The 25074-nt window shown below is 66.0% G+C and carries 8 protein-coding genes; 5 read left to right on the forward strand and 3 right to left on the reverse strand.

What is annotated here, in order from left to right:
• Positions 1-10 precede the first annotated feature (10 nt).
• The 3 genes from BLQ74_RS27910 to BLQ74_RS09215 form a co-directional block, all read right to left on the reverse strand.
• Complete coding sequence (locus tag BLQ74_RS27910) at positions 11-2800, reverse strand: calcium-binding protein (protein WP_090262254.1); 2790 nt, start codon at positions 2798-2800, stop codon at positions 11-13.
• A 168-nt stretch (positions 2801-2968) separates the two neighbouring features.
• Positions 2969-4396 carry an HlyD family type I secretion periplasmic adaptor subunit gene (locus tag BLQ74_RS09210; RefSeq protein ID WP_090262255.1) on the reverse strand — a complete coding sequence of 476 codons (1428 nt, stop codon included), beginning with the start codon at positions 4394-4396 and terminating at the stop codon, positions 2969-2971.
• A gap of 53 nt (positions 4397-4449) precedes the next feature.
• Positions 4450-6582 (reverse strand): type I secretion system permease/ATPase, encoded by a 2133-nt coding sequence (locus BLQ74_RS09215; protein ID WP_090262256.1) that lies wholly within the window; start codon positions 6580-6582, stop codon positions 4450-4452.
• Positions 6583-7451: 869 nt separating this feature from the next.
• Between BLQ74_RS09215 and BLQ74_RS09220 the strand changes: the two genes are divergently transcribed.
• The 5 genes from BLQ74_RS09220 (at position 7452) to BLQ74_RS09240 (ending at position 24970) form a co-directional block, all read left to right on the forward strand.
• Positions 7452-15020 (forward strand): Ig-like domain-containing protein, encoded by a 7569-nt coding sequence (locus BLQ74_RS09220; RefSeq protein ID WP_090262257.1) that lies wholly within the window; start codon positions 7452-7454, stop codon positions 15018-15020.
• 413 nt (positions 15021-15433) lie between these two features.
• A complete protein-coding gene (locus BLQ74_RS09225) occupies positions 15434-19810 on the forward strand; it encodes a VCBS repeat-containing protein (protein ID WP_090262258.1) in 4377 nt (1458 codons plus the stop codon).
• 324 nt (positions 19811-20134) lie between these two features.
• Entirely contained in the window at positions 20135-21409 is a 1275-nt protein-coding gene (locus BLQ74_RS09230; protein WP_244507164.1) for an HlyD family secretion protein, read from the forward strand.
• A 10-nt stretch (positions 21410-21419) separates the two neighbouring features.
• A complete protein-coding gene (locus BLQ74_RS09235) occupies positions 21420-23564 on the forward strand; it encodes a peptidase domain-containing ABC transporter (protein ID WP_090262260.1) in 2145 nt (714 codons plus the stop codon).
• On the forward strand, positions 23561-24970 hold the full coding sequence (locus tag BLQ74_RS09240) for a TolC family protein (protein WP_090262261.1): 1410 nt from the start codon (positions 23561-23563) through the stop codon (positions 24968-24970). The genes BLQ74_RS09235 and BLQ74_RS09240 overlap by 4 nt, the downstream gene beginning before the upstream one ends.
• Positions 24971-25074: the final 104 nt, after the last annotated feature.

Below are 25074 nucleotides of genomic sequence, written 5' to 3' on the forward strand. Positions count from 1 at the left end.
CGGACCGCGATCAGGCCCAGGCAGCGGCTATGACTGGCGCCAGTGCTTGTTGGTAGTTGGTGGGAAGGGTGGTTTGGCCCATCGCCGGTGGGGCGAAGGCGGCCATGGCGTTGACCAGTTGGTCGACCTTGTCGTAGGTCAGGGTCTTGCCGTCGGCAGTCTGGAACTGTTCGATATATGACTCTGACCAGTTGGTCTCCTTGTTGGCGTACCAAAATTCAATGGAAACTTTATCGCTGGTTCCAATGACTCCAACGATCAGGCTGCCGTGGTAGTCCTGTTTACTGAACCACAGTTGGTCGGCGTTGATGCCTGAGCCAAACTTCAGAATATCTACGTCCACGGCCGCCGATGGCAAGTCTTTGCCGATCTCTTGAATAGTGTCGGAGCTGTCCCCTCTATTGAAGATATAGGTGTCGCTGCCCCTTTGACCACTCAGCAGGTCATTGCCTTTGCCCCCCGTTATCACATTGTTTGCTTGCGTGCCCCTTATGTAATTGTCGAGGTTATTGCCGGTTGCGTTGATGTTGCCGTTGGTCGAGGCAAGATCGAGATTCTCAACATTATCGGGAAGGGTGTACTGGCTTACTCCGGTGCCACGGATTTCCACCCAGTCGTTTCCTTCGTTGGCCCTTTCCACGACGATATCGCCCACGTTGTCGACAATGTATCGGTCGGCGCCGCCTTGACCGATTAACGTGTCCACGCCACCGAGACCGTTAAGCACGTTGTCTGCGGCATTGCCGGTAATGATGTTATTGAGTTCGTTGCCGGTACCATTGATGGCCGAGGCACCGGTAAGGGTCAGATTCTCAACGTTAGCGCCGAGGGTGTAGCTGACGCTGGCATTGATCGTATCGGTGCCTTCGTTGGCATTCTCGCTGACGATATCGCCTGAGCTATCTATCCAGTAGGTATCGTCGCCGAGTCCGCCATAGAGGGTATCGCTGCCGGCACCGCCATCCAGGGTGTCGTTACCGGCGCCGCCGTTCAGGGTGTTGGCGTAGGCGTTGCCGATCAGGACGTTGTTCAGCGTGTTGCCGGTGCCGCTGATGGCATTGCCGGTGAGGGTCAGATTCTCGACATTGGCGCCGAGGCTGTAGCTGATGCTGGCATTGACGGTATCGGTTCCCTCGTTGGCATTCTCGATCACCAGATCACCGCTGTTATCGACGCTGTAGGTATCGTTGCCGCCCATGCCTTTGAGGGTGTCAGCCCCCGCGCCACCGTCGAGCAGGTTGGCGGCGGCATTGCCGGTGATCAGGTTGTTCAGGCCGTTGCCGGTGCCATTGATGGCCGAGGTGCCGGCCAGGGTCAGGTTTTCGAGGTTGGCGCCGAGGGTGTAATTGAATCCGGCATACACGCTGTCGGTACCTTCGTTGAGGTTCTCGACGACCACATCGCCGCTGTCGACGTAGTAGCTATCGTCGCCGCCCATGCCCTTGAGCGTATCGGCTCCCGCGCCGCCGTCGAGCAGGTTGGCGGCGGCATTGCCGGTGATCAGGTTGTTCAGGCTATTGCCGGTGCCATTGATGGCGGCGCTACCGGTGAGGGTGAGGTTCTCGACGTTGTTGCCCAGGGTGAAGTTGACGCTGGCATACACCGAGTCGGTGCCCTGGCCGGCGTTTTCGGTGACGACATCGCCGGCGTTATCGACGTAGTAGATGTCGTCGCCGCCATTGCCCTGCATGTTGTCCGCGCCGGCGCGGCCATCGAGGACGTTGGCCACGGCGTTGCCGATCAGGGTGTCGTTGTAGGCCGAGCCGGTGGCGTTTTCGATGGTGCTGGTATAGGCGATGGTCAGGCAATCGCGGACATAGGCCTGGCCATTCCAGAATGCCTTGCCAATTTGCGACCAACTGCCGGAGTTGAGGTTTAGCTGCACGCTTTGCGTCTGGTTGCTGGCATCAAGGCTGTCGATGCCGCCGGTATCGTAGATTGTTTCGAAGACGGATGTATCGGGTGTCCAGCTATAGGTGTTGTTGCCAGATTGGTAAGTGGTGTTGGCGCCATAAAGATACTGAATGGCCGAGATGTCGTTGAGCATCAAGGAGGTAGGGTAGAAGCTGTTTGAGTAGCCCCAAGTCAGGCTGGCGCCGTCGTAACTTCTGTAGCTCATGACGCTGTATTTGAGGTGGTCCTCCCCTGTGGCCGCGGGGAGCGAACTGCTATGGGGATGGGTCAGCCCCAGTGCATGTCCCAATTCGTGCAGGAAGGTCTGATAACCGTAGGTACCCTTGACGTTGGGGGTTGCATATTGGCTGCTGCTGACACCAATCCAGATATCGCCGGAGAACGGAGTGCCCTCGCTCGGATAGTAGGCTTTGGAGGTTGGTGTTCCTGCCGTGTCGCCGGTACGGCCCCAGCGGATGTCGCCGGCGCTGATGGCGCTGTCGGCCACTTCGCTGAAGGTCAGGTTCGAGATGTTCGCGTAGGCCTGCATGACTACCTTTGCCGTCGCGATCTGCTCGTTGGTCAGGTTCAGCAGTGAGCCCGGTGCGCCGCTGCCATAGGTAGACGCTGAGGAAGAGAAGCTGTAGGTCAGGTTCACGCCTTGATGGAGGGCTGTACCCCATTTAGCGCCAAAAGGGCTGGTGGACGAGCCTCTGTAAATCAGATTGTCGATGCCGACGACATTGCTGCGAGAGCTTAAGTCGAAGGTCATGATGCTGCTGCGATTGCCGGTAATGCCATTGCCTCCAGGTGGGCTGACACTATTGGCCATTGCGAACCCCCGAATGGGTTCCTGCGGCTGATCATCGAAGAACTGTTCCGTGTCTGCTTGGTAGCGATTGCTCATGGTGCTTTCCTTCTGATTGCTTGAACTACATTCGCCGTAACCCTCTCCATCCACTTCCCGGCAGCGCCCACGTCAACCAGGCGCCGCCGTACATCACTGGGCACGGCCCTACTTGCAACCCCCGATCACCAGGGGGCACTTCCACACCGGGAACTGACGCGCCCCGGTTCAACGTTCTTCCAGACTCTCATCGACATAGCGCTTCAGCGGGCTGAGGAAGTAGTCGATGACACGCTGGCGGTCCGTCTTGATTTCGGCGCGGACCGCCATGCCCGGGGTCAGCGGCACGTCCTGGCTGCCGACGCGGATATGGCTCTGGTTCAGTTCGATGCGCAGGCTGTAGAGCAGGCCGCGCTTTTCGTCTTCGATGGCGTCGTCGGAGAGGCTGAGGACTTTGCCGTGGAGTACGCCGTATTTGGTGAAGTTGAAGGTCTCGACCTTGATCGCCACGTCCTGGCCGGGGTGGACGAAGCCGATGTCCTTGTTTTCCAGTTGCGCTTCGATTTCCAGCGGTTGGTCGCGCGGCACCAGCACCATCAGTGGCTGGGCTTCGGTGACCACGCCGCCGGCGGTGTGGATGGCCAGTTGCTGCACGGTGCCGTCCACCGGGGCGGTGAGGCGGGTGAGGCTGTCGAGGCGCTGGGCTTTGTGCAGGTCCTGTTGCAGGGCGGCGGCTTTCTGCTCGGACTGGTGCAGCAGGTCGAGCATGGCCCGGCGGCTTTGCGCCAGGGTAGTTTCGCGGCGTTCCTGGGCTTCCTGGCGCGAGGCGCCGAGTTCCTGGATGCGGCTCAGGCGTTCGTCGAGCTGGCGTTCCTGTTCCAGTTGTTCCTGCTGCTTGCCCAGGTAGTGGTGCATGGGCACCAGGCCTTTTTCCGCGAGGCGCGCATAGTCGGCGGTGATGCGCCGGGTGATCGGCAGCATCTGTTCGAGCTTGTGCGCCGATTGCCGCGCGGCGTTGATTTCGGCGGTGCGCTGGGCGATCTGCGCTTCGCTCTGCGCGAGGTTGCCGCGCAGTTCCGCGTACTGGCCTTGCAGCCATTGGCTGGCGGCGCGTTGCTGTTCGGCGCTGGCTTGCGGCAGGCGCGCGGCGAGGTCGCTCGGCGCCTGGCGCCGGTCGATGGCGTCGAGCAGGGCCTGGGCGCGCACCGCGTCGATCTGCGCGGCGAGCAGGTCGCTCTTCAGGCGTTCGACGTCGGCGCCGGTCTGGCTCGGGTCGAGTTCCACCAGCAGGTCGCCGGCCTTCACCGCCTGGCCGTCGCTCACGTGGATGGCTTTGACCACGGCCACTTCGTGGGGCTGGATGGTCTTGCTGCGGCCGCTGGCGACGATGCGTCCGTTGGCGCTGGCGACCACGTCGACCTGGCCGAGGCAGGCCCAGGCCAGGGCCAGCCCGGCGAAGGCCATGATCAGCCATTGCAGGTAGCGCGGCGCCGGGTGCACGGGGTTTTCCTGCAGGGCCAGGGCGGCGGGGAGGAAGTGCACTTCGTGGTGCAGGCGCGGCGGCGGGTCCATGCTCCGGCGCCGTTGCCAGGCGTGGCGCCAGGCCTGGCGGTAACGCTGGATGAGGGCGCGGCGGGCGCCGGGGGCGTGGCTCATGGTCGGACCTCCGTGGCCGATGAGCGCCCGGCGCCTGCCGGGCGCGGGATGCCTCAACCCTGTTGCATGCGGTAGAGGCGCGAGTAGTGGCCGGCTTGCAGGGCCAGCAGTTCGGCATGGCTGCCTTGTTCGACGATCTGCCCGCGGTCCATCACCAGGATGCGGTTGGCATGGCGCACGGCGGAGAGGCGGTGGGCGATGATGATCACGCTGCGGCCCTGGCAGATGTGCTGCATGTTCTGCTGGACGATGCGCTCGGACTCGTAGTCCAGCGCGCTGGTGGCTTCGTCGAAGATCAGGATGCGCGGGTCGCCGAGCAGCGCGCGGGCGATGGCGATGCGCTGGCGCTGGCCGCCGGAGAGCGAGGCGCCGTGTTCGCCGACCAGGGTGTCGTAGCCTTCGGGCAGTTCCAGGATGAATTCGTGGGCGCCGGCCATGCGCGCGGCCTGCACCACGGCTTGCAGCGGCGCGCCGGGGTCGGTGAGGGCGATGTTTTCGCGGATGCTGCGGTTGAACAGCATGTTTTCCTGGAGCACCACGCCGATCTGCCGGCGCAGCGAGGAGACTTCGATCAGCGCCAGGTCGGTGCCGTCGACCAGCACGCGGCCACGGTCGGGTACGTAGAGGCGTTGCAGCAGGCGGGTGAGGGTGCTCTTGCCGGAGCCGGAGCGGCCGACGATGCCGATGACTTCGCCGGGCTGGATGCTCAGGTCGATGCCGCGCAGCACTTCCGAGCCGTCGCTGCGGTAGCGGAAGTGCACCTGGTCGAATTCGATGTGGCCACGGATCGGCGGCAGCGGGCTGCGGTTGCCGATGGCGGTTTCCGTGCGCGCGTTGAGGATGTCGCCGAGGCGCTGCACGGAGACGCCGGTCTGCTGGAAGTTCGGCCACAGTTGCGCCAGGCGCATGATCGGCTGGGCCACGCGGCCGGCGAGCATGTTGAAGGCGATCAACTGGCCGAGGGACAGGTCGCCGTCGATCACCAGGCGCGCGCCGAGCCAGAGGGTGGCCACGGTGACCAGCTTGCCGATCAGCCCGACGCCTTCGTTGGCCAGGGTGGAGAGCACCTGGGTCTTGAAGCTGGCGGCGACGTAGGCGGCCAGTTGATTGTCCCAGCGCCGGGCGGTCTGGGGTTCCACGGCGAGGGACTTGAGGGTGTCGATGCCGTTCAGCGACTCGACCAGGAAGGCCTGGTTTTCCGCGCCTCGGTTGAAGCTCTCTTGCAGGCGCGCGCGCAGCAGCGGGGTGATGAACGCCGAGAGCAGCACGTAGAGCGGCAGCGAGAGCACCACCACCAGGGTCAGCCAGCCGCTGTAGAAGAGCATCACGGCGATGAACAGCACGCAGAACAGCAGGTCGAGCAGCAGGGTGATGGCGTTGCCGGTGAGGAAGCTGCGGATGTTCTCCAGCTCGCGCACCCGCGCCACCGAGTCGCCGACCCGGCGCGCCTGGAAGTAGGCCAGCGGCAGGCTGATCAGGTGGCGGAACAGCCGCGAGCCGAGTTCGACGTCGATGCGGCTGGCGGTGTGCGCGAAGACGTAGCTGCGCAGGCCGCTGAGCGCCGTCTCGAAGAGCAGGATGGCGAGCAGTCCGAAGGCCAGCACGTCGAGGGTGGAGAGGCCGCGATGGACCAGTACCTTGTCCATCACCACCTGGAAGAACAGCGGGGTGAGCAGGGCGAACAGTTGCAGGCAGAAGGAGGCCAGCAGCACTTCGCCGAGCAGCTTGCGGTATTTGACGATGGCCGGGATGAACCAGGTGAAGTCGAAGCGCGCCAGGTCGCCGCTGAGCGAGGCTTCCGAGCGCAGCAGCAGGAGCCGGCCATTCCAGTGCCGCTGCAACTCGCTCAGCGCCAGCACCTGCGGGCGCTGAGCGCCGGGCACCTGGATCAGCGCCTGCTGCTGATCGACGCGGGCGATGATGAAGAAGCCGCCTTCGGGGGTTTCCGCCATGGCCGGCAGCGGCGTGTGCGCCAGGCGGTCGAGGCGGCTGGTCACGGCTTTCGCCTTGAGCCCGAGGTGGCGCGCGGCGAGCAACAGTTGGTTGACGTCGAAGGCTTGTTCGCCTTCGCCGAAGGCATGGCGAAGTTGTTCGGCGCTGGCGGCGATGTTGTGGAAACGCGCCAGGGTGACCAGGCAGTCCAGGCCGGGGTCGGTCGGCAGTTCGTTGGGTCGTTCCGCGTTCATCGTGTCTTCAGTCCTTTGTTATTGCGTTTGTCGAACAGCGCTCCAGCGATGCCCGGATTGTTCGCCGGGAAGCCCTGCGGAAAACAATGCCGTGGGTGACAGAACGGCTCTGAATCAGGGGTTTCAGACAGGCGCGGGATGGCTTTCGGCAGGGCGCGAGGGTGGCTTCGCCGGGACGCGGGCGGCGCGGGGGCCGGGGCGATGCGGGTTGTCTCAAGCGCTGGCGGTGAACCTCCGCGCAGGCCTTGGGCTTTCGCGCTGGGCAATAGGCGGCGGATCGGATTTGTCTGGAAATGCTTTGAGACGCGCTATGGGCGGCGCACTCGGGAAAGCCATTGCGTTGCCATTGGCGTTTTAACTCATTGCTTTTAGGGAATATTTATTGGCGGCGGCGGGGTATTTATATGGCGGAATCAAGCGGGTGAATAAGTTGGTGGGAAAGTTTGCTGGCCGATTGATGCGTTAATACTGGCCTTGGTTGCTGGCGAATATATCGCGTATTGCTTTCAGTGGCGTTTTGGCATGTTTTATATATTTTGTAAGGCATTGAAAAAATTAGTATTTATTATAAATAAATGAAATTAAAAGGATTTTCATAAAAGTTCCTTGTGCTGGTTTAATTATTTGTCGGGAGGCGCAACCTGTCTTTCGGATAGTTTGGCTGGGCTTTTAAGGCGATCCTTAGATACTTCTGCTTTTCGACTTTCTAGCATGGGCTTGGAAACTTCCAATTTGTACGGCCGGGCGGTCGTTACTTGCTGTTTTCAGAGGCGGAGTAATGGCGGCTGCGTAGGAGGTTTTCGTTCTTGGTTGCGCCCTCATGTATGGCCGAAGTGGCGCGAAACATTCCTTGCTGGAGTTACAGTTACATGGCCGAAAATACAGTGAATAACGAAAAGGATCTCGTGCAGGCCACCGCGCTCCCCGTGGTGGATGCCGCGGAGCTGACCCCTACCGCAATCGATGGCAGCGTGGCGGCAGCGCCGCTGGCGTTGAGCGTCAGTGCGTTGACGAGCTCGCTCCAGACCCCGCGCGCGCTGCCGCCGACGATCGGCTCGGTGCTCGATGACAACGGCAGCATCCAGGGGCCGCTGCAGCAGAATGCCTACACCGACGACCAGACGCCGACCCTCAGCGGCAGCGGTCTCAGCGTCGGGCAGGTGGTGTCCGTCTACGACAATGGCGCCCGGCTCGGTTCGGTCAGGGTCAAGGCCGACGGCACCTGGAACTACAACCCGACCACGCCGCTGAACGAAGGGGTCCATACCTTCACGGTCAGTATCGATAACGGCGTGACCTTTAGCGCGCCCTTCACCCTGCATGTCGATATCACGGCGCCTAACGACGTCGATCAACTGCTGGTGGTCGACGCCGTTGGCAGCATCACCGGTGTCATCGACGATAACGGCGCAACCGACGATCGCCGTCCGGTGATCAGCGGCCATGCGCAGGTCGGCGACGGCAACACCGTGCTGGTGAAAATCTATGCCGATGGCAACGACAGCACCCCGATCGGTTCCGCCAGCGTGGACGCCGCGACGGGCAAGTGGTCCTTCACGCCACCGGCCGATCTGGCCGATGGGCAGCACAGTTTCTCCTTCGTTGCCGTGGATGCCGCTGGCACCCCCTCGGGCGAGCCCTTCGCGGATGCGACGCCGAGCGTGAGCTTCAGCGTCGACACCACCCCGCCACCGCCGCCGCCGACACCGTTGTCGGGCTCGGAAGACCTGATCGACGACGTCGGCCCGGTCACCGGCACCATCGCCAAGGGCGGCATGACCGATGATGCGCGGCCGACCTTCGAGGGCAAGCTGCAATCGGACAGCGATGCCGTCATGGTGAAGGTCTACGACGGCAACACCTTGATCGGCTCGGCGCTGGTGAATGCCGCCGACAAGAGCTGGCGCTTCGAGCCGGCCAGCGATCTGGTCCCCGGCCCGCACAGCTTCAGCCTCTCGACGGTGGATGCGGTCGGCAATGAAAGCGCGCGCAACGAGGGCTGGGACTTCACCCTGGTGGATACCAGCGTGCCGCTGCCGGCGCCGGTCATCGGCATGGTGCTGGATGACCATGGCAGCGTCAGCGGTCCGCTGGCCAGCGGCGACGTCACCGACGACCAGAGCCTGAGCGTCAGCGGCACCGGCCTGGTCGGCAATACCGTGGTGCTCTACGTCGATGGCCAGCCGGCAGCGACCGCCCAGGTCGACGGCAACGGCAATTGGCAAGCCGAACTGCCGATCGCCGGCGACGGCGCCAAGGAAATCACCGCCAAGCTGCAGGATGGCGCCGGCCGCCTGAGCCCGGCCAGCACGCCGCTGGACGTGACCCTCGACACCACCGCGCCGGCCAAGCCGAGCGATGTCGTGGCGACTGACGATGTCGGCCCGGTCACCGGGCCGATCGCCAATGGCGGCACCACCGACGACACCACCCCGACCCTGAGCGGCAAGGGCGAGCCGGGCGGCGTGGCGACCATCAGCGATGACGGCACCGTATTGGGCACCGCGCTGGTGGATGGCAATGGCAACTGGTCGTTCACTCCCGATCAGCCGTTGGCCGACGGCCCGCACAGCCTTAGCGTCACTGTCAGCGACCGCGCCGGCAACACCGGCCCGGCCAGCGATGCGCTGCAGTTCAATGTCGAGTCGGTGCTGCCGACGGTGAACATCGCCGTCGCGCGCGACGCGGTGGGCAGCATCACTGGTGATGTGCTGGACAACGGCGCCACCGACGACAAGCGGCCGACGCTGATCGGTACCGCCACGGCCAATGGCCTGGTGACGGTCCACGAAGGCGCGGTCGTGCTCGGCAGTGTGCAGGCCGACGCCAACGGCGACTGGAGCCTGCGTCTGCCGCAGGATCAGAGCGACGGCGCGCACACCTACACCGCGACCGTGACCAACGCCGCCGGCAAGACCGCCAGCGACGATTTCACCCTCACCGTGGATTCCCAGGCACCGGCCCGCCCGAGCATCGGCGAAGTGCTGGATGACGTGGGCGCGATCCAGGGTCCGCTGAGCGCTGGCGCGGCCACCGACGATACCCGTCCGACCGTGCAGGGCCACGACGCCGAGCCGAACAGCCTGGTGACCGTCTACGACAATGGCGCGCCGATCGGTAGCGTGCAGGCCGACAACAACGGTGTCTGGAGCCTGGATCTGCCGACCCTGGCCGATGGCCCGCACAGCCTGAGCGTGACCGCCACCGATGCGGTGGGTAACGTCAGCCAGCCGAGCGCGCCGTTCGCCTTCGACGTCGATACCGTACCGCCGCAGCAGACCGTCATCGACCGCATCGAAGTGATCGACGATGTCGGCCCGGTCACCGGGGTCATCGCCGATGGTGGCAAGACCGACGACGCTCAGCCGGAAATCCGTGGCCATGTGCAGGGCAGCGATGCGAGCAGCGTGCAGGTCTTCGACGGCACTACCTTGCTCGGCACCGCGCTGATCGATGCCAATGGCAACTGGAGCCTGGTCTCCCCGGTACTGGCGTCCGGTGCTCACCAGATCGAAGCGCGGCCGCTGGATGTGGCCGGCAACCCCGGCGCGATGACCACGCCGATCGCTTTCGAGCTGGTGGACGCACCGACCATGCCACTGCCGTCGGCGCCGAGCATCGCCGAACTGCTCGATGACCATGGCTCGGTCACCGGCCCGCTGCACAGCGGCGAGCGCACCGACGACAGCAGCCTGACGGTCAGCGGCACCGCCGATGCGAACACCACCGTGGTGCTGTTCGTCAACGGCCAGGCCGCGGCCAGCGTGGCGGTCGATGCCAGCGGCACCTGGCAGACCGAACTGCCGCTGTCCGGCGACGGCGACAAGGCGATCACCGCCAAGGCGCAGGACGCCTACGGCCGCCAAGGCCCGGCGAGCAACGAACTGGACGTGACCCTCGACACCACCGCGCCGGCCAAGCCGGGCCCTGTGCTGGCCACCGACGATGTCGGCCCGGTCACCGGCCCGATCGCCAATGGCAGCACCACCGACGACACCACCCCGACCCTGAGCGGCAAGGGTGAACCGGGCGGCGTGGCGACCATCAGCGATGACGGCACCGTACTGGGCACCGCGCTGGTCGACGGCAACGGCGACTGGTCGTTCACCCCTGACCAGCCGCTGGCCGATGGCCCGCACAGCATCAGCGCCACCGTCAGCGACGTGGCCGGCAACACCAGCCCGGCCAGCGACGCGCTGCAGTTCGGCGTGCAGGGCGTGCCGCCGATGGTCAGCATTACCGCCGCGCGTGACGCGGTGGGCAGCATCACTGGCGATGTGCTGGACAACGGCGTCACCGACGACCGCCGGCCGACGCTGGTCGGTACCGCCAGCGCCAATGGCCTGGTAGTGATCAAGGAAGGCCCGGTGGTCTACGGCAGCGCCGTGGCCGATGCCAATGGCGACTGGCAACTGCGCCTGCCGCTGAACCAGAGCGAAGGCGAGCACACCTATACCGCCAGCCTGACCAGCGCGACCGGGCAAACCGCCAGCGCCGAGTTCAACCTGACCGTGGACAGCGTGGCGCCGACGCGCCCGAGCATCGATGCGGTGATGGATGACGTGGGCCCGTACCAGGGTCTGCTGAGCCCCTACGCGATCACCGATGACGCCAACCCGACCGTGCAGGGCAGCGATGCCGAGCCGGACAGCCTGGTCAAGGTCTACGACAATGGCGTGCTGATCGGCAGCGTGCAGGCCGATGCCAATGGCGAGTGGAGCCTGGATCTGCCGACCCTGGCCGATGGCTTGCACAAGCTGGCGGTGAGCGCGACCGACGCGGCGGGCAACACCAGCCTGCGTAGCGCCGCCTTCAACTTCACGGTGGACACCGCCGCGCCGACCAGCGTGATCGACAAGATCGAGCTGCTCGACGATGTCGGTCCGGTGACCGGTGCCATCGTCAATGGCACGACCACCGACGACACCCAGCCGGAACTGCGTGGCCACGTGCAGGGCAGCGATGCCAGCGCGGTGGCGGTTTACGACGACGGCATCCTGTTGGGCGTGGCGGCTATCGATAGCCGCGGCAACTGGAGCTTCACCTCGCCCGATCTGCTGGCCGGCGAGCACCGGTTCTCCGCGCGTCCGTTGGACAAGGCGGGTAACGCCGGGCAAGCCAGCGCGACCATCGACTTCTGGGTCGATGACGGCAGCAATCCGCTGCCCAGCGCGCCGACCATCGACGAGGCCTACGACGACCAGGGCAGCATCACCGGCCCGCTGAGCGCTGGCCAGCACACCGATGACAGCAGCCTGACGGTCAGCGGCACCGCCGATGCGAACACCACCGTGCTGCTCTTCGTCAACGGCCAGGCCGTGGCCAGCGTGGCGGTCGACGCTACCGGTACTTGGCAGACCGAGCTGCCGCTGTCTGGCGACGGCGCCAAGGAAATCACCGCCAAGGCGCAGGATGCCGCCGGCCGCCAAGGCCCACTCAGCAGCCCGCTGGATGTGGTCCTCGACACCACCGCGCCGGCCAAGCCGAGCAACGTGGTCGCCACTGACGATGTCGGCCAGGTGACCGGCCCGATCGCCAATGGCAGCACCACCGACGACACCACCCCGACCCTCAGTGGCAAGGGCGAGCCGGGCACCGTGGCGACCATCAGCGATGGCGGCACGCTGCTCGGCAGCGCGCTGGTGGATGGCAATGGCAACTGGTCGTTCACCCCCGACCAGCCGTTGAACGAAGGTCCGCACAGCCTCAGCGCGACCCTCACCGATGCGGCCGGCAATACCGGTCCGGCCAGCGATCCGCTGCAATTCGGCGTGGAAACCCTTGGCGCCACGGTCAGCATCCGCGCGGTGCTGGACGCGGTCGGCAGCATCACCGGGGAAGTGCAGAACGGCGGCGTGACCGACGATCCGCGTCCGATCCTGCTGGGCAATGCCACTGCCAATGCGCTGGTGATCGTCAGCGAGGGCGCGGTGGTCTACGGCAGTGTCGTGGCCGACGCCAACGGCGACTGGAGCCTGCGTCTGCCGCTGCGCCAGAGCGATGGCGAGCACACCTACAGCGCCCTGGCGAAAACCAGCGCCGGCGACACCGCCAACGCTGACTTCAGCCTCACCGTGGATACCCTGGCGCCGGCGCGTCCGGGCATCGTCACGGTGCTCGACGATGTCGGCGGCATCCAGGGCCCATTGGCGCCGAACGCCCTGACCGACGATAGCCAGCCGACCTTGCAGGGACATGCTGGCGCCGCCGGCGACCGGGTCGAGGTGTACGACAACGGCACGCTGCTTGGTACGGCCCTGGCCGATGCCAATGGCGACTGGACGTTCACCCCCGCTCAGCCGCTGGCCGATGGCCCGCATGCCTTCACCGCCCGCGCCAGCGACGAGGCCGGCAATACCAGCCTGCCGAGCGCGACCTTCGCGCTGACCATCGATAGCGTCGCGCCGGCCCAGCCGAGCGATGTACAGGCTATCGATAACGTCGGCAGTGTCACCGGTCCGATCGCCTCTGGCGGGGTGACCGACGACGCGACCCCGACCCTCACCGGCAAGGGCGAGCCGGGTAGCCTGGCGAACGTCAGCGACAACGGCACGCTGCTGGGCTCCGCCCTGGTGGATGCCAACGGCGACTGGTCGTTCACCCCGAGCACGCCGCTGGCCGAAGGCGCGCACAGCCTCAGCGCGACCCTGACCGACAAGGCGGGCAACACCAGCCCGGCCAGCGATACGCTGGACTTCAGCGTCGAGCTGACCGCACCCAGCGTGACCATCGTCGCGCTGCGCGACGATGTCGGGGCGATCACCGGGAACATCGCCCAGGGCGGCGTCACCGACGACACCCTGCCGAGCCTCACCGGCATGGCCAGCGGCGCGGTGGCGGTCCTGATCTTCGATGGTCAGACGCTGCTCGGTTCGGTGGCGGTGCAAGCCGACGGTAGCTGGCAGGCCGATGCGCTCACGCCGTTCGCCGAGGGCCCGCATACGCTGAACGTGGTGGCACAGAGCGCCGCTGGCGTGCAGAGCGCGCCGGTACAGTGGGACTTCACGGTCGACACCCAGGCGCCTGCCGGCGTCACTGGCTTGCAACTGATCGACGATGTCGGGCGGATCACCGGTCCGATCGCCCACGGTGGGGTCACCGACGATGCTCGGCCGACCTTCAGCGGCCAGGCCAACGGCGCCGATCTGGTGCAGGTCTACGACGGCCAGACGCTGCTGGGTTCGGCGGCGGTGCAGGCCGACGGTAGCTGGGCGTTCACCCCGAACGCGCCGCTCGCCGAAGGCAACCATGCGCTGAGCGCAGTGGCGATGGACACTGCCGGCAATCAGAGCGCACCGAGCGCCGAGTGGAAGTTCGACGTGGATCTGACCGCGCCGGGCAATGTCATCAACCTGGATCTCTACGACGACGCCGGCAAGGTGGTCGGTACCGTGGCCAACGGTGGCGTGACCGACGACTCCAAGCCGTTCTACTCCGGCCAGGTCGATTCGCCGGATGCGGTGCTGGTGTACATCTACGACAAGGGCATGCTCTGGGGTTCGGCCACGGTCGATAGCCAGACCAGCGAGTGGGGCTATCTGCCGTACCTGCCGCTGGATAGCGGCCAGCACAGCTTCCAGGCCCAGGCCATGGACGCGGCCGGCAACCTCGGCCCGCTGAGCGCGGCGTGGAACTTCTTCCTCGACGGACCCAAGCCGAAAGCGCCGGCGATCACCAACGTGGTGGATGATTTCGGCACGCAGACGGGTTACCTGCAGAAGGAGGACTACACCGACGACACCACCCCGACCATCAATGGCACGGGTGCGGCGGGTGCGGTGCTGACCCTCTACGCCAACGATGTGGCGGTGGCTTCGCAGATCATCGATGCGCGGGGCAACTGGACGGTCACCACCAGTGACCTGACGTCGATCGCGCATGCGGACGGGTCGGTGAACCTGGTGGCCAAGTCGGTGAACAGTGCTGGCGTGGCCGGTCCGGCCACCGGTGGTTACCTGATCTATCTGGGTAACGATCCGGACGCGCCGATGCCGGCTGCGTTCTCCGCGCCGTCCGAGGTGGAGACGCAGTCGCTGGTGCAGGCCAAGAGCCTGACGCTGGCCAGCGTGTCGGCGCAGCCGGTGGTGGAGAGCAGTGTCACGGCATCGAGCGAAACCGCTGTCACCACCCAGGCGGAGCCGCAGGTGGCCAGCGGCGACAGCCTGATCCACCACCTGCTCAGCAACGCCGGGCAGGTCGGACAGGCGCAAGGGGAGGGCAGTGGCGCCAGCGCTACCCAGCAGGTTTCGCTGGATATCGGCAAGTTGCTGGTGAGTCAGCCGACCTACGGTGACGACGCGCTGGACGGCATGGCTCCGTTGCCCGTCACGACGCAAACGGCGCCCGTCGCCGCGAGCCACGTGGAAACCACCGCCGCGCAGCCCATCGTGCAGCTTGACCTGCTGACCTTGCAGCAGCAACAGCAGCACCTGGTCTGATCGGCACCGCGCTCCCCGTCCGCTAGCGGCCGGGGAGCGTTGCAAGCCGGGCGGCGCGCTCTCGATGGGCGCGCCGCCTTTTCATTTGGCTCGCGGGTGGCCAAGGGGTGTCGCCGAGCCGCCGCTTCGGGCCAGTCGAGCGCACCGAGCGATAGGGCTGCAAGGCGCGGAAACCGGGCGCCGCGGCTTTGAATTCGGTACGCGCTCTGTCCGAAGTTTCCGGCGCAGGCGAGTGGCCGGCTTTATAGGGCGTTCCTTAGATACTTCCTTTGGCTGCCTTCCTAGTATCGCCCCCGCCGGGCGGGCCTTTTGCGCCATTCCATGGCCTTGGCACCGGGTCTCGCGACGAGGCCGAGCACGGCCCGCCAGCCTGGCGCTGAGCCGGAGCCGATATCCATACGCAGGAGTTATCCATGACTGACAAGCAAACCACTTCCACGGACGGCATCCTCGCTGCCGTCGCCGTGGAAACCAGCAGCACCTCGCAGGCAGGCGTCGCGCCAGTCGCCGAGGTCAGCCCTTCGACCGCCGTGAACGCTAGCCCTGCCCAGGCAGACGAGGCCGCCTCGACGGCGGCGACCGCCGAGGTGGACGCCGAGAGCGCTGCCGCCGACCAGCAGCCCAGCATCATGCTGGTCAGCGACAGTGCCGCCAGTGCCGACAGTGCAGCGGTCGTCAGCGCCAACCAGACCGCGGCCGCCGTGCCGCACGCTGCCCTGGCCGCGGCTTCGCCAGTGGCGCTGGCTCCTACCGCCGCGCTGCTGTCGTCCAGCGAGACGCCGCATGTCGTGGCGGCGGCTGCCACTCCCCGCGCGCTGCCGCCCACTCCGGTGCTCGGCCAGGTCCTCGACGACGTGGGCAGCGGCGAGTACCAGGGCCCGCTGCAATCGGGCGGTTATACCGATGACCAGACCCCGACCCTGAGCGGCGCCGACGCCACTCCGGGCAACCTGATCAAGATCTACGACAACGACCGGCTGATCGGTAGCGTACTGGTGAAGGCCAACGGCACCTGGCTGTTCAACCCGACCACGCCATTGCTGGAAGGCCAGCACAGCTTGGTGATCACCGCCACTGACCGCAACAGCGGTGCGGAAAGCGCGCCCAGCCAGGCCTTCAGCATCTTCGTCGACCTGACCCCGCCCAGCGCGGTGGCCTCGCTCGACAGCCTGTCCAACGAGCAGAACCCGCTGACCACCACCGACCACTCGCCGACCCTGTTCGGCTCCCTGAGTGCGCCGCTGGCGGCTAACGAGAAGCTGCAGATCAGCCTCGACGGTGGCCAGAGCTGGGCCGACGTCAGCGCGGTGAGCGGCAATCACTGGCAGTACCAGGACCTGCGCCAGTTGCCGAACGGCACCTACAGCTACGAGCTGCGCGCCATCGACGCCGCTGGTAACGAGGGCGTCGGCAGCACCCAGCAGATCACCGTCAACGGCACGGTTCCGCTGCCGCAGATCGACGTGCAGGTCGCCGGTATCGATCCGGACACCGGCGCGCAGGGCGACTTCATCACCAGCGCCTCGAAGATCAGCCTGTTCGGCACCCTCAGCCAGGCGCTGCCGAGCGGCGCCAAGCTGCAGGTGAGCGTCGACGGCGGGCAGAGCTGGCAGAACGTCGGTACCTCCGGCACCGACTGGAGCTACGCCGACCTCTCGACCCATGCCCTGGGCAGCAGCACCCACTACCAGTTCCACGTGGTCGACGCCAACGGCCAGGAACTGCCGGGCAGCCAGGCCGCGCGCGATGTGGCGTTCTTCGCCGACATCGATGCCAGCCTGAGCACCAGCTTCGACATGAGCAGCGATACTGCGGTGGCCATCGTCGGCGACTACAGCAATGCACAGTCCGCGACCAACCACGACTTCATCACCCGCGACCAGACCCTGGACTTCTCCGGCAAGCTGAGCAGCGCTCTGCAGGTCGGCCAAGCCCTGCAGGTTTCCCTGGATGGCGGGCAGCACTGGCAGACCATCCTGGCCAACGGCGGCCAACTGTGGAGCTATGCCGCTCCTGAGATCGATGCCAGCCAGGCGCTCGGCGTCTCGCTGCGGGTGATCGATGCCGCCGGCGCCAGCCTCGACCTGGGTACGCACCAGGTACTGGTCGATCTGGACTCGCCGGCAGCGCTGGCGAGCATGCCGCAACTGCCAGGCTATACCGCCGCCGGCCAGTTGCTGGCGTTCAGCAGCGACACCTATGGCGTGGCCGAGAGCGGCGCCACCGTGGCGCTGGTCGAGGACGTCAACTTTGACGGCCGCTACGACGAGGGCCTGGACAAGGTTGTCGGTTACGCTGTGGCCGATGCCGCGGGCAAGTGGAACTTCGCCGGTTCGCTGAAGGCCGGCGAGCATCAACTGGGCTTCGTCACCTGGGACCAGGCTGGCAACAACTCCGGCTTCGGCCCGCAGGTGCTGACCTACACCCTCGACCCCACCAGCGGCATCGGCGCCACCACCAGCAGCACCACCTGGGGCGGCACCGTGTACTCGGTGCGCGGTAGCGACACTGCGGCCATGGCGCTGAGCGCCGACGGCACCTGGTCGTTCTTCCAGAGCGCCGGCTATGCGCTGAACTCCACCTGCTACACCAACTCCGGCTACGTCTACAGCGGCATCGACCAGACCAGCTACCACGCCAGCTACCTGGCCGAGCCGAAGGACGTCACCGCCTGCGGCGACGGCCATATGCTCAGCAACGCCACCTTCGTCGACTACAACCGCGACGGGCTGATGGATGTGTTCGCCATGACCAGCGGCACCTCCTACACCCTGCCGGTGTGGACCGCCAACGCCGACGGCAGCTACAGCGCCGGTTCGCTGAAAAAGCCGAAGGACCTCAACGTCGGCGGCATCATCGCCTGGGACGCCCAGGGCGATGGCTACACCGATCTGATCTACGTCGATAACCAGATCGGCGAGTTCGGCCGCATCAACAACAACGGCGGCAAGCTGAGCATCGTCGCCGATGCCAAGAGCTGCTGGTTCGGTGGCGAAATCAGCGGCGTCGATATCGACAACAGCGGCTCCGTCGACCTGGCCGGGCACAACGACCAGTACGGCAGCACCGCCCTGGGCGTGCTGCTGAACAAGGGCGATGGCAGCTTCGCCAGGGAGCAGGAGTTCGCCAACGTCTTCTACAACCACAACGCCGACGACCTGAAGCAGTACAGCAACGTGGCCGTGGCCATGACCTGGGCCGACTTCAACGGCGACGGCTACCTCGACCTGTTCCTCGCCCAGGGCGCCACCGGCTCCACCGGCTGGACCGGCAATTCCGATGACAGCCGCATCTACCTGAACAAGGGCGTCGATGCCAGCGGCAAGTGGCTGGGCATGGATACCTCCAAGCCCCTGTTCTTCGGTGACGCCATCGGCATCCAGCAGAAGAACGGCATGCCCTTCCACTTCGATGGCGGCCCGTCGTTCGCCGTGGACTGGAACCACGACGGCAAGGTGGACGTGATCGAGGTGCCGCGGCAGAACGCCGAGTGGTCGCAGACCAACGGCAACATGGCGCCGGTGCTCTACCTCAATGACGGCAAGGGCGGTTGGTACGGTTCCGGCCAGGCCATGACCGGCCAGGTCTACGGCAACATCACCGGCGCCGTGGCGGTGGACTACGACTGGGATGGCGCGGTCGACCTGCTGATGTACCGCACCGCCGGCGTGCACAAGGGCTCGGTGACCGACTCGGCGCCGACCATCCTGGTGCACAACGACAACGCCGTGGTCTACGGCACCAGCCTGACCCTGCGCATCCTCGACAAGAACGGCATGGACAGCTTCTTCGGCAACACCGTCAAGCTGTACGACTCGAAAGGCCATCTGGTCGCCACCGAGGTGATCAACCCGCAGTCCAGCGTGACCAGCGACAGCTCGGGTCTGCTGCACTTCTACGGGCTGGACGCCAACGAGGTGTATTCGGCGCAACTGCTGCGCACCGAGAACGGCCTGAGCAGCAGCGTCGGCGCCATGCCCGTGGAAGGCGGTACCCTGAACCACGCCTGGGGCGGCCTGACCACCGGCACCGCCAGCCACGCCTATGTACTGACTGCCGAAGCCGATGGCGCGGTGAACAGCACCCTGGGCGCCGGCATGACCGGCAGCGGCTATGACGACAGCTTCTTCGCCACCGAAGGCAACGACGCCATCAACGGCGGCGGCGGCTGGAACCTGGCGGTCGATGGCAGCCGCACCTGGAGCGCCACCGGCGGCATGGACGTGGTCGACTACGGCATGGCCAAGAACGGCGTGCAGGTCAACCTGCAGAGCGGCGTCTCGGTCGGCATGGGCAACGACCTGCTGAAGAACATCGAAGGCCTCAAGGGCAGCGCCTTCGCCGATGCCTTCAGCGACAACGCCAGCGCCAACCAGTTCGAAGGCCGTGGCGGCAATGACGTGATCTACCTGGGCAACGGTGGCCACGATACGCTGATCTACCGCGCCATCGGCGGCGACGCCACGGGCGGCAACGGCCACGACAGCGTCTATGGCTTCAGCGTTGGCAACACGCTGAGCAACGCCAATGCCGATGTCATCGACATGCGTGGTCTGCTCGCCTACGGCGGTCCGGTCAACCTGATCCAGGATGGCGCCGTGACCAAGCTGGATGCATCCTCCCAGGGTCTGCTGAACTTCATCAAGACCAGCGTGGTGGGGAACGACACCCTGATCAGCGTCGATCGCGATGGCGCCGGCACTCAGGTGGGCGCTGCCGATCTGGTGACCCTGGTGGGCGTCAAGACCGATCTGCTGAGCCTGCTGCAGAACCACCAGATGATGGTCTGACGACCTTCACCGCCCCGGCGCGAGCCGGGGCTCCTGCTAGCTTTGGGCGGTGCCGGCTACGGTCGCACCGCCTTTTTTTCGCCTGTCGGCCGCTGGCGCCATTGCCGCCACTGAGCGCGCCTTGCCGCCAGGTCGTCGGTCGTCTGCGTCGCCGCTGCCGCAGGTCGCGGCCGCTCTAGCACGCGCCTTGTTGGTTCGTAGGGAAAGCTCCTACATCCGTAGGACGAATTCCTGCCGGCGAACTCGGATATGCCCGGTTTTGCCGCGCGCGAGCAATCGGTAGAAAGACCGCCTTCCAAACGGCAACCCGAACGGTCCCCGACCTTGACCCATCCAACACCGCTTTTCCGCCGCGAAGCCTTGCAAGGGCAGGGCGCGCAATGGCTCGGTTCCATCATCCTGGTGCGGCCGTTGTCGTTCACCCTGCTGACCGCCTTAGCCAGTGCGCTGGCGCTGGTGGTGGTGGGCTTTTTCATCTGGGGCAGCTACACCAAGCGCAGCACTGTGGTCGGGCAACTGGTGCCGGTCAGCGGCCAGGCGAAGATCTATGCGCCGCAGATGGGCGTGATCACCGAACGGCCGGTCCACGAAGGGCAGAAGGTCGAGCGCGGGCAGACCCTGTTGAGCCTGTCCAGCGAGCGCTACGGCAACCAGCAGCAGCCGGTGCAGGCCGGCATCAGCCAGCAGTTGCAGGACAGCCGCCAGTCGCTGGAGGAGCAGTTGCGCAAATTGCAGCGCCTGCAGGACGACGAGCGCCGCAGCCTCACCGCTAAGGTTGCCAGCCTGCGCACCGAGCTGGCCACCCAGGGCGCGCAGTTGCAGAGCCAGGGCAAGCTGGTGGCGATCGCCAGCGATGCCGAGGGGCGTTACCAGGGGCTGATGGACAAGGGCTATATCTCCATGGACCAGTTCCAGCAGCGCCAGGGCGAACTGCTCGGCCAGCGCCAGACCTTGCAGCGCCTGGAGCGCGAGCGCATGACCCTGCAACAGGAACTGCGCGAGCGCGACAGCGACCTGGCCGGCCTCGATGCGCGGCACGCCAACCAGCAGGCCGAGGTGCGCCGCCAGCTCTATTCGGTGCAACAGCAACTGGCCGAAAGCGAAGCCAAGCGCACGCTGCGCATCGTCGCGCCGCAGGACGGCATCGCCACCGCGGTGTTCGCCGAGATCGGCCAGTCGGTGGACCCGTCGCGGCCGCTGCTGAGCATCGTCCCGGAGAACGCGCAACTGGTCGCCGAACTCTACGCGCCGAGCCGCGCGGTGGGCTTCATCAAGGTCGGCGACCCGGCGCTGATCCGCTACCAGGCCTATCCCTACCAGAAATTCGGCCAGTACCACGGCAAGGTGCTGTCGATCTCGCGCACCACGGTGCCTTTCAACGAGCTGGCGAGCATGGCCGGCGCGGTGCCGGGGATCGGCCAGAGCGGCGAGCAGTACTACCGCATCCGCGTGCAGTTGGATGAGCAGCAGATCCAGGCCTACGGCCAGCCGCGCAGCCTGCAGAGCGGCATGCTGCTGGAGGCCGACCTGTTGCAGGAAACCCGCAAACTCTACGAATGGGTTCTCGAACCCCTCTACAGCCTGACCGGCAAGCTCTGAGGATCGCCGCATGGCTATTTTCGACAATCTGGCGCTGCGCTTCGGCCGCCGCCTGCCCAGCATCCAGCAGACCGAAGCCGCCGAGTGCGGCATCGCCTGCCTGGCCATGGTCGCCGGCTACCACGGCAGCCACCAGGACATGCGCGAATTGCGCAGCCGCTTCAACGTGTCGCTCAAGGGCAGCACCCTCAAGCAACTGATCGACGCCGCCCGGCAGATGGGCATGGCCACCCGGCCGCTGAAGCTCAGCCTCGACGAACTGGGCAAGCTGCGCACGCCGTGCATCCTGCACTGGGACTTCAACCACTTCGTCGTGCTCAAGTCGGTCAGCCGTAGCGGCGCGGTGATCCACGATCCGGCCCATGGCATTCGCAAGCTCAACCTGGCGACGCTGTCGCGCTCCTTCACCGGGGTCGCCCTGGAGCTCTGGCCGGAGGCCGGCTTCCAGAAGCAGGAGAACAAGCCGCGCATCCGCCTGATGGGCATGCTCGGCAAGGTCACCGGCCTGTACCCGGCGCTCGGCCAACTGGTGCTGCTGTCGCTGGCGCTGGAGGTGTTCTCCCTGGTCAGTCCGTTCTTCATGCAGTGGACCCTGGACAACGTCATCCCCAGCGAGGACCACGACCTGCTCACCACCCTGGTCATCGGCTTCGGCTTGATGATGCTCATGCAGCAGGGCATCAGCGCGGTGCGCCAGTGGGTGTCGATGCACATGGGCACGCTGCTCAACGTGCAGTGGCGGGCGAACGTCTTCACCCATCTGCTGAGCCTGCCGGCGCAGTACTTCGAGAAGCGCCACCTGGGCGATATCGTCTCGCGCTTCGGCGCCGTGGACAGCATCCAGGGCACCCTGACCTCGGCCTTCATGGTGGCCATCCTCGACGGCATCATGACCCTCGCCACCCTGGCCCTGATGATGGTCTACAGCCCGCTGCTGGGCAGCATCGCCATTATCTGCATGGCGCTCTACGCGCTGGTGCGCTGGGCCTGGTACCAGCCGCTGCGCAACGCCAGCGAGGAACAGATCATCCACGCCGCGCGGCAGCAGAGCCACTTCCTCGAAACCATGCGCGGCATCCGCCCGCTGAAGCTGTTCCAGCGCCAGTCCGAGCGCCGCGCCGCCTGGTTGAGCCTGTTGGTCGAGCAGATCAACGCCGGCCTGCGCACGCAGAAGCTCGGGCTGTTCTACAGCCAGGTCAACGGCCTGCTGTTCGGCATCGAGAACCTGCTGGTGATGTGGTTGGGCGCGAGCATGGTGATGGACGGCCATTTCACCGTCGGCGCGCTCATGGCCTTCCAGTCCTACAAGGGCCAGTTCGACAGCCGCGTCGGCAGCCTGATCGACAAGTTCTTCGAGCTGCGCATGTTGCAATTGCAGGGCGAACGCCTGGCCGACATCGTCCTCGAAGCCCCGGAAAAGAACGACGGCGGGATGGACCCGGGCTTGCTCCGCGAGCGTGAGTTCAGCATCGAGTTGCGCGACCTGCGCTACCGCTATTCCGAGCAGGAGCCCTATGTGCTCGATGGCATCGACCTGGAGATCCGCGCCGGCGAGTCGGTGGCCATCGTCGGGCCGTCCGGCTGCGGCAAGAGCACCCTGATCAACGTCATGCTCGGCATCCTGCCGCCCTCCGGCGGGCAGATCCGCGTGGCCGGCCTGGACCTGTCGCAGATCGGCATCGAGGGGCTGCGCAGCGTGGTCGGCACCGTGCTTCAGGACGACAGCCTGTTCGCCGGCTCGCTGGCCGAGAACATCGCCTTCTTCGAACCGGGCATGGACCTGCAGCGGGTCATGGAATGCGCGCAACTGGCGGCCATCCATGACGAGATCATGGCCACGCCGATGGGCTACAACACCCTGGTCGGCGACATGGGCACGGTGCTCTCCGGCGGCCAGAAGCAGCGTGTCCTGCTGGCCCGCGCGCTGTACAAGCAGCCGAAGATCCTCTTCCTCGACGAGGCCACCAGCCACCTCGACGTGAACTGCGAGCAGCGCGTCAACGACGCCATCCGCTCGCTGAACATCACCCGCGTGATGGTCGCCCACCGCCCGGAAACCATCGCCTCGGCCGACCGCGTGGTGCTGATCGGCGCCGGCAAGGTGGTGGCCGAACAACACACCTATCCCTTGCACATCGAGTTCGAGCCTGTATGAAGCGCACGATTCTGTTTTTCCTGGCGCTGGCCGGCGGACCCCTGGCGTTCGCCGGGCCGGATATCTTCCGTACCGAGCGTTCGATCCCCAGCGAACCGGTGACGGAGTCGCGCAATGGCGGCGTGCCCTGCCTGTTCAACGGCGCTCCGCAGGAACTGGCGCTGGACGAGGCGATCGAGCGCATCCTCTGTCACGACCCGCAGACCGGCCAGGACTGGGCCGACGCCAAGGTGCAGGCGGCGCAACTGGGCGTCGCCTGGTCGGCCTACCTGCCGCGACTGAATGGCAACCTGGGCGCCTCCCGCGGCCGGACCGATACCGATTACCTCGATCTGCCCGGGGTGCAGGCCAACGGCCGGCAGAACACGCGCAACGCCAGCCTCGACCTGAGCTGGGTGCTGTTCGACTTCGGTCGCCGCGAGGCCGCGCTGCGCAGCGCCAAGCAACTGCTGGCGGCGGCCAACGCCAGCCACAATTCGGCGTTGCAGAGTGCCTTCGTCAACGCCGCGCAGGCCTATTACGACGCGCTCTCGGCGCAGGATGCGCTGGCCGCGGCGGAGCAGGTGAAGCGCATGGCCGACGACAACTTCCAGGCCGCCGATGCCAAGTACAAGGCCGGCGCGGCGGCGCTTTCCGACCGCCTGCAGGCGCAGACTGCGGCGTCCCAGGCGAGCCTGCGCCAGGTCCGCGCCCAGGGCAGCCTGGATAACGCGCTGGGTGTGCTGGCGCTGCGCATGGGCTTGCCGGCGGAGCGCAAGCTGAAGCTGTCCAGCGAGCTGACGCCGATGCCCGATACCGGCTTCGTCAGCGCCATCGACCGCCTGCTTGCCTATGCGCGCAGTCACCACCCCGATCTGATCGCCGCCCAGGCACGCCTGGAGGCGGCCAACCAGGCGGTGAAGGAACGCCGCGCCGAAGGCCTGCCGACGCTGTCGCTGACCGGCAGCCTCAGTCGTGCGCGCACCGATCAGCCGCAGGCGCTGAACGGTGACACCCGACAGCGCGATTCGAGCATCGGCCTGCAACTGCAGGTGCCGCTGTTCGAGGGCTTCGAGCGCAACTACCAGGTGCGCGGCGCGCTGGCCCAGGTCGAGTCGAGCCGGGCGGCGCTGGCCGGGGTCGAGCAACAGGTCTCGCTGTCGGTGTGGGGCGCCTACCAGCGGCTGATGGTCGATACCGACAGCCTGAAGAGCACCGACGCCCTGGTCGAGCAGTCGCGCCAATCGCTGGAGGTGACCCGTGGTCGCTACCAGTCCGGGGTCGGCAGCATGATCGAACTGCTCAACGCGCTGAGCGCCTACGCCGATGCCAGGGAACAGCACATCCTGGCCCTGGCCGATTGGCAGAACGCCCGCCTGCAATTGGCCGCCGGCCTCGGCCGCCTGGGCTTCTGGGCACTCAAGTAACGCCGCTTGCGTGCCGGCCTGTCGCACGGGCCAGCACCTCCCTCCGCACGACCCATCGGGCGTCCCGTCGCTGGACTGCCGCACCCGTCCCGCCGCTGTCCGCT

Origin of the sequence: Pseudomonas panipatensis (assembly GCF_900099785.1) — a bacterium.
Classification (GTDB): domain Bacteria; phylum Pseudomonadota; class Gammaproteobacteria; order Pseudomonadales; family Pseudomonadaceae; genus Pseudomonas; species Pseudomonas panipatensis.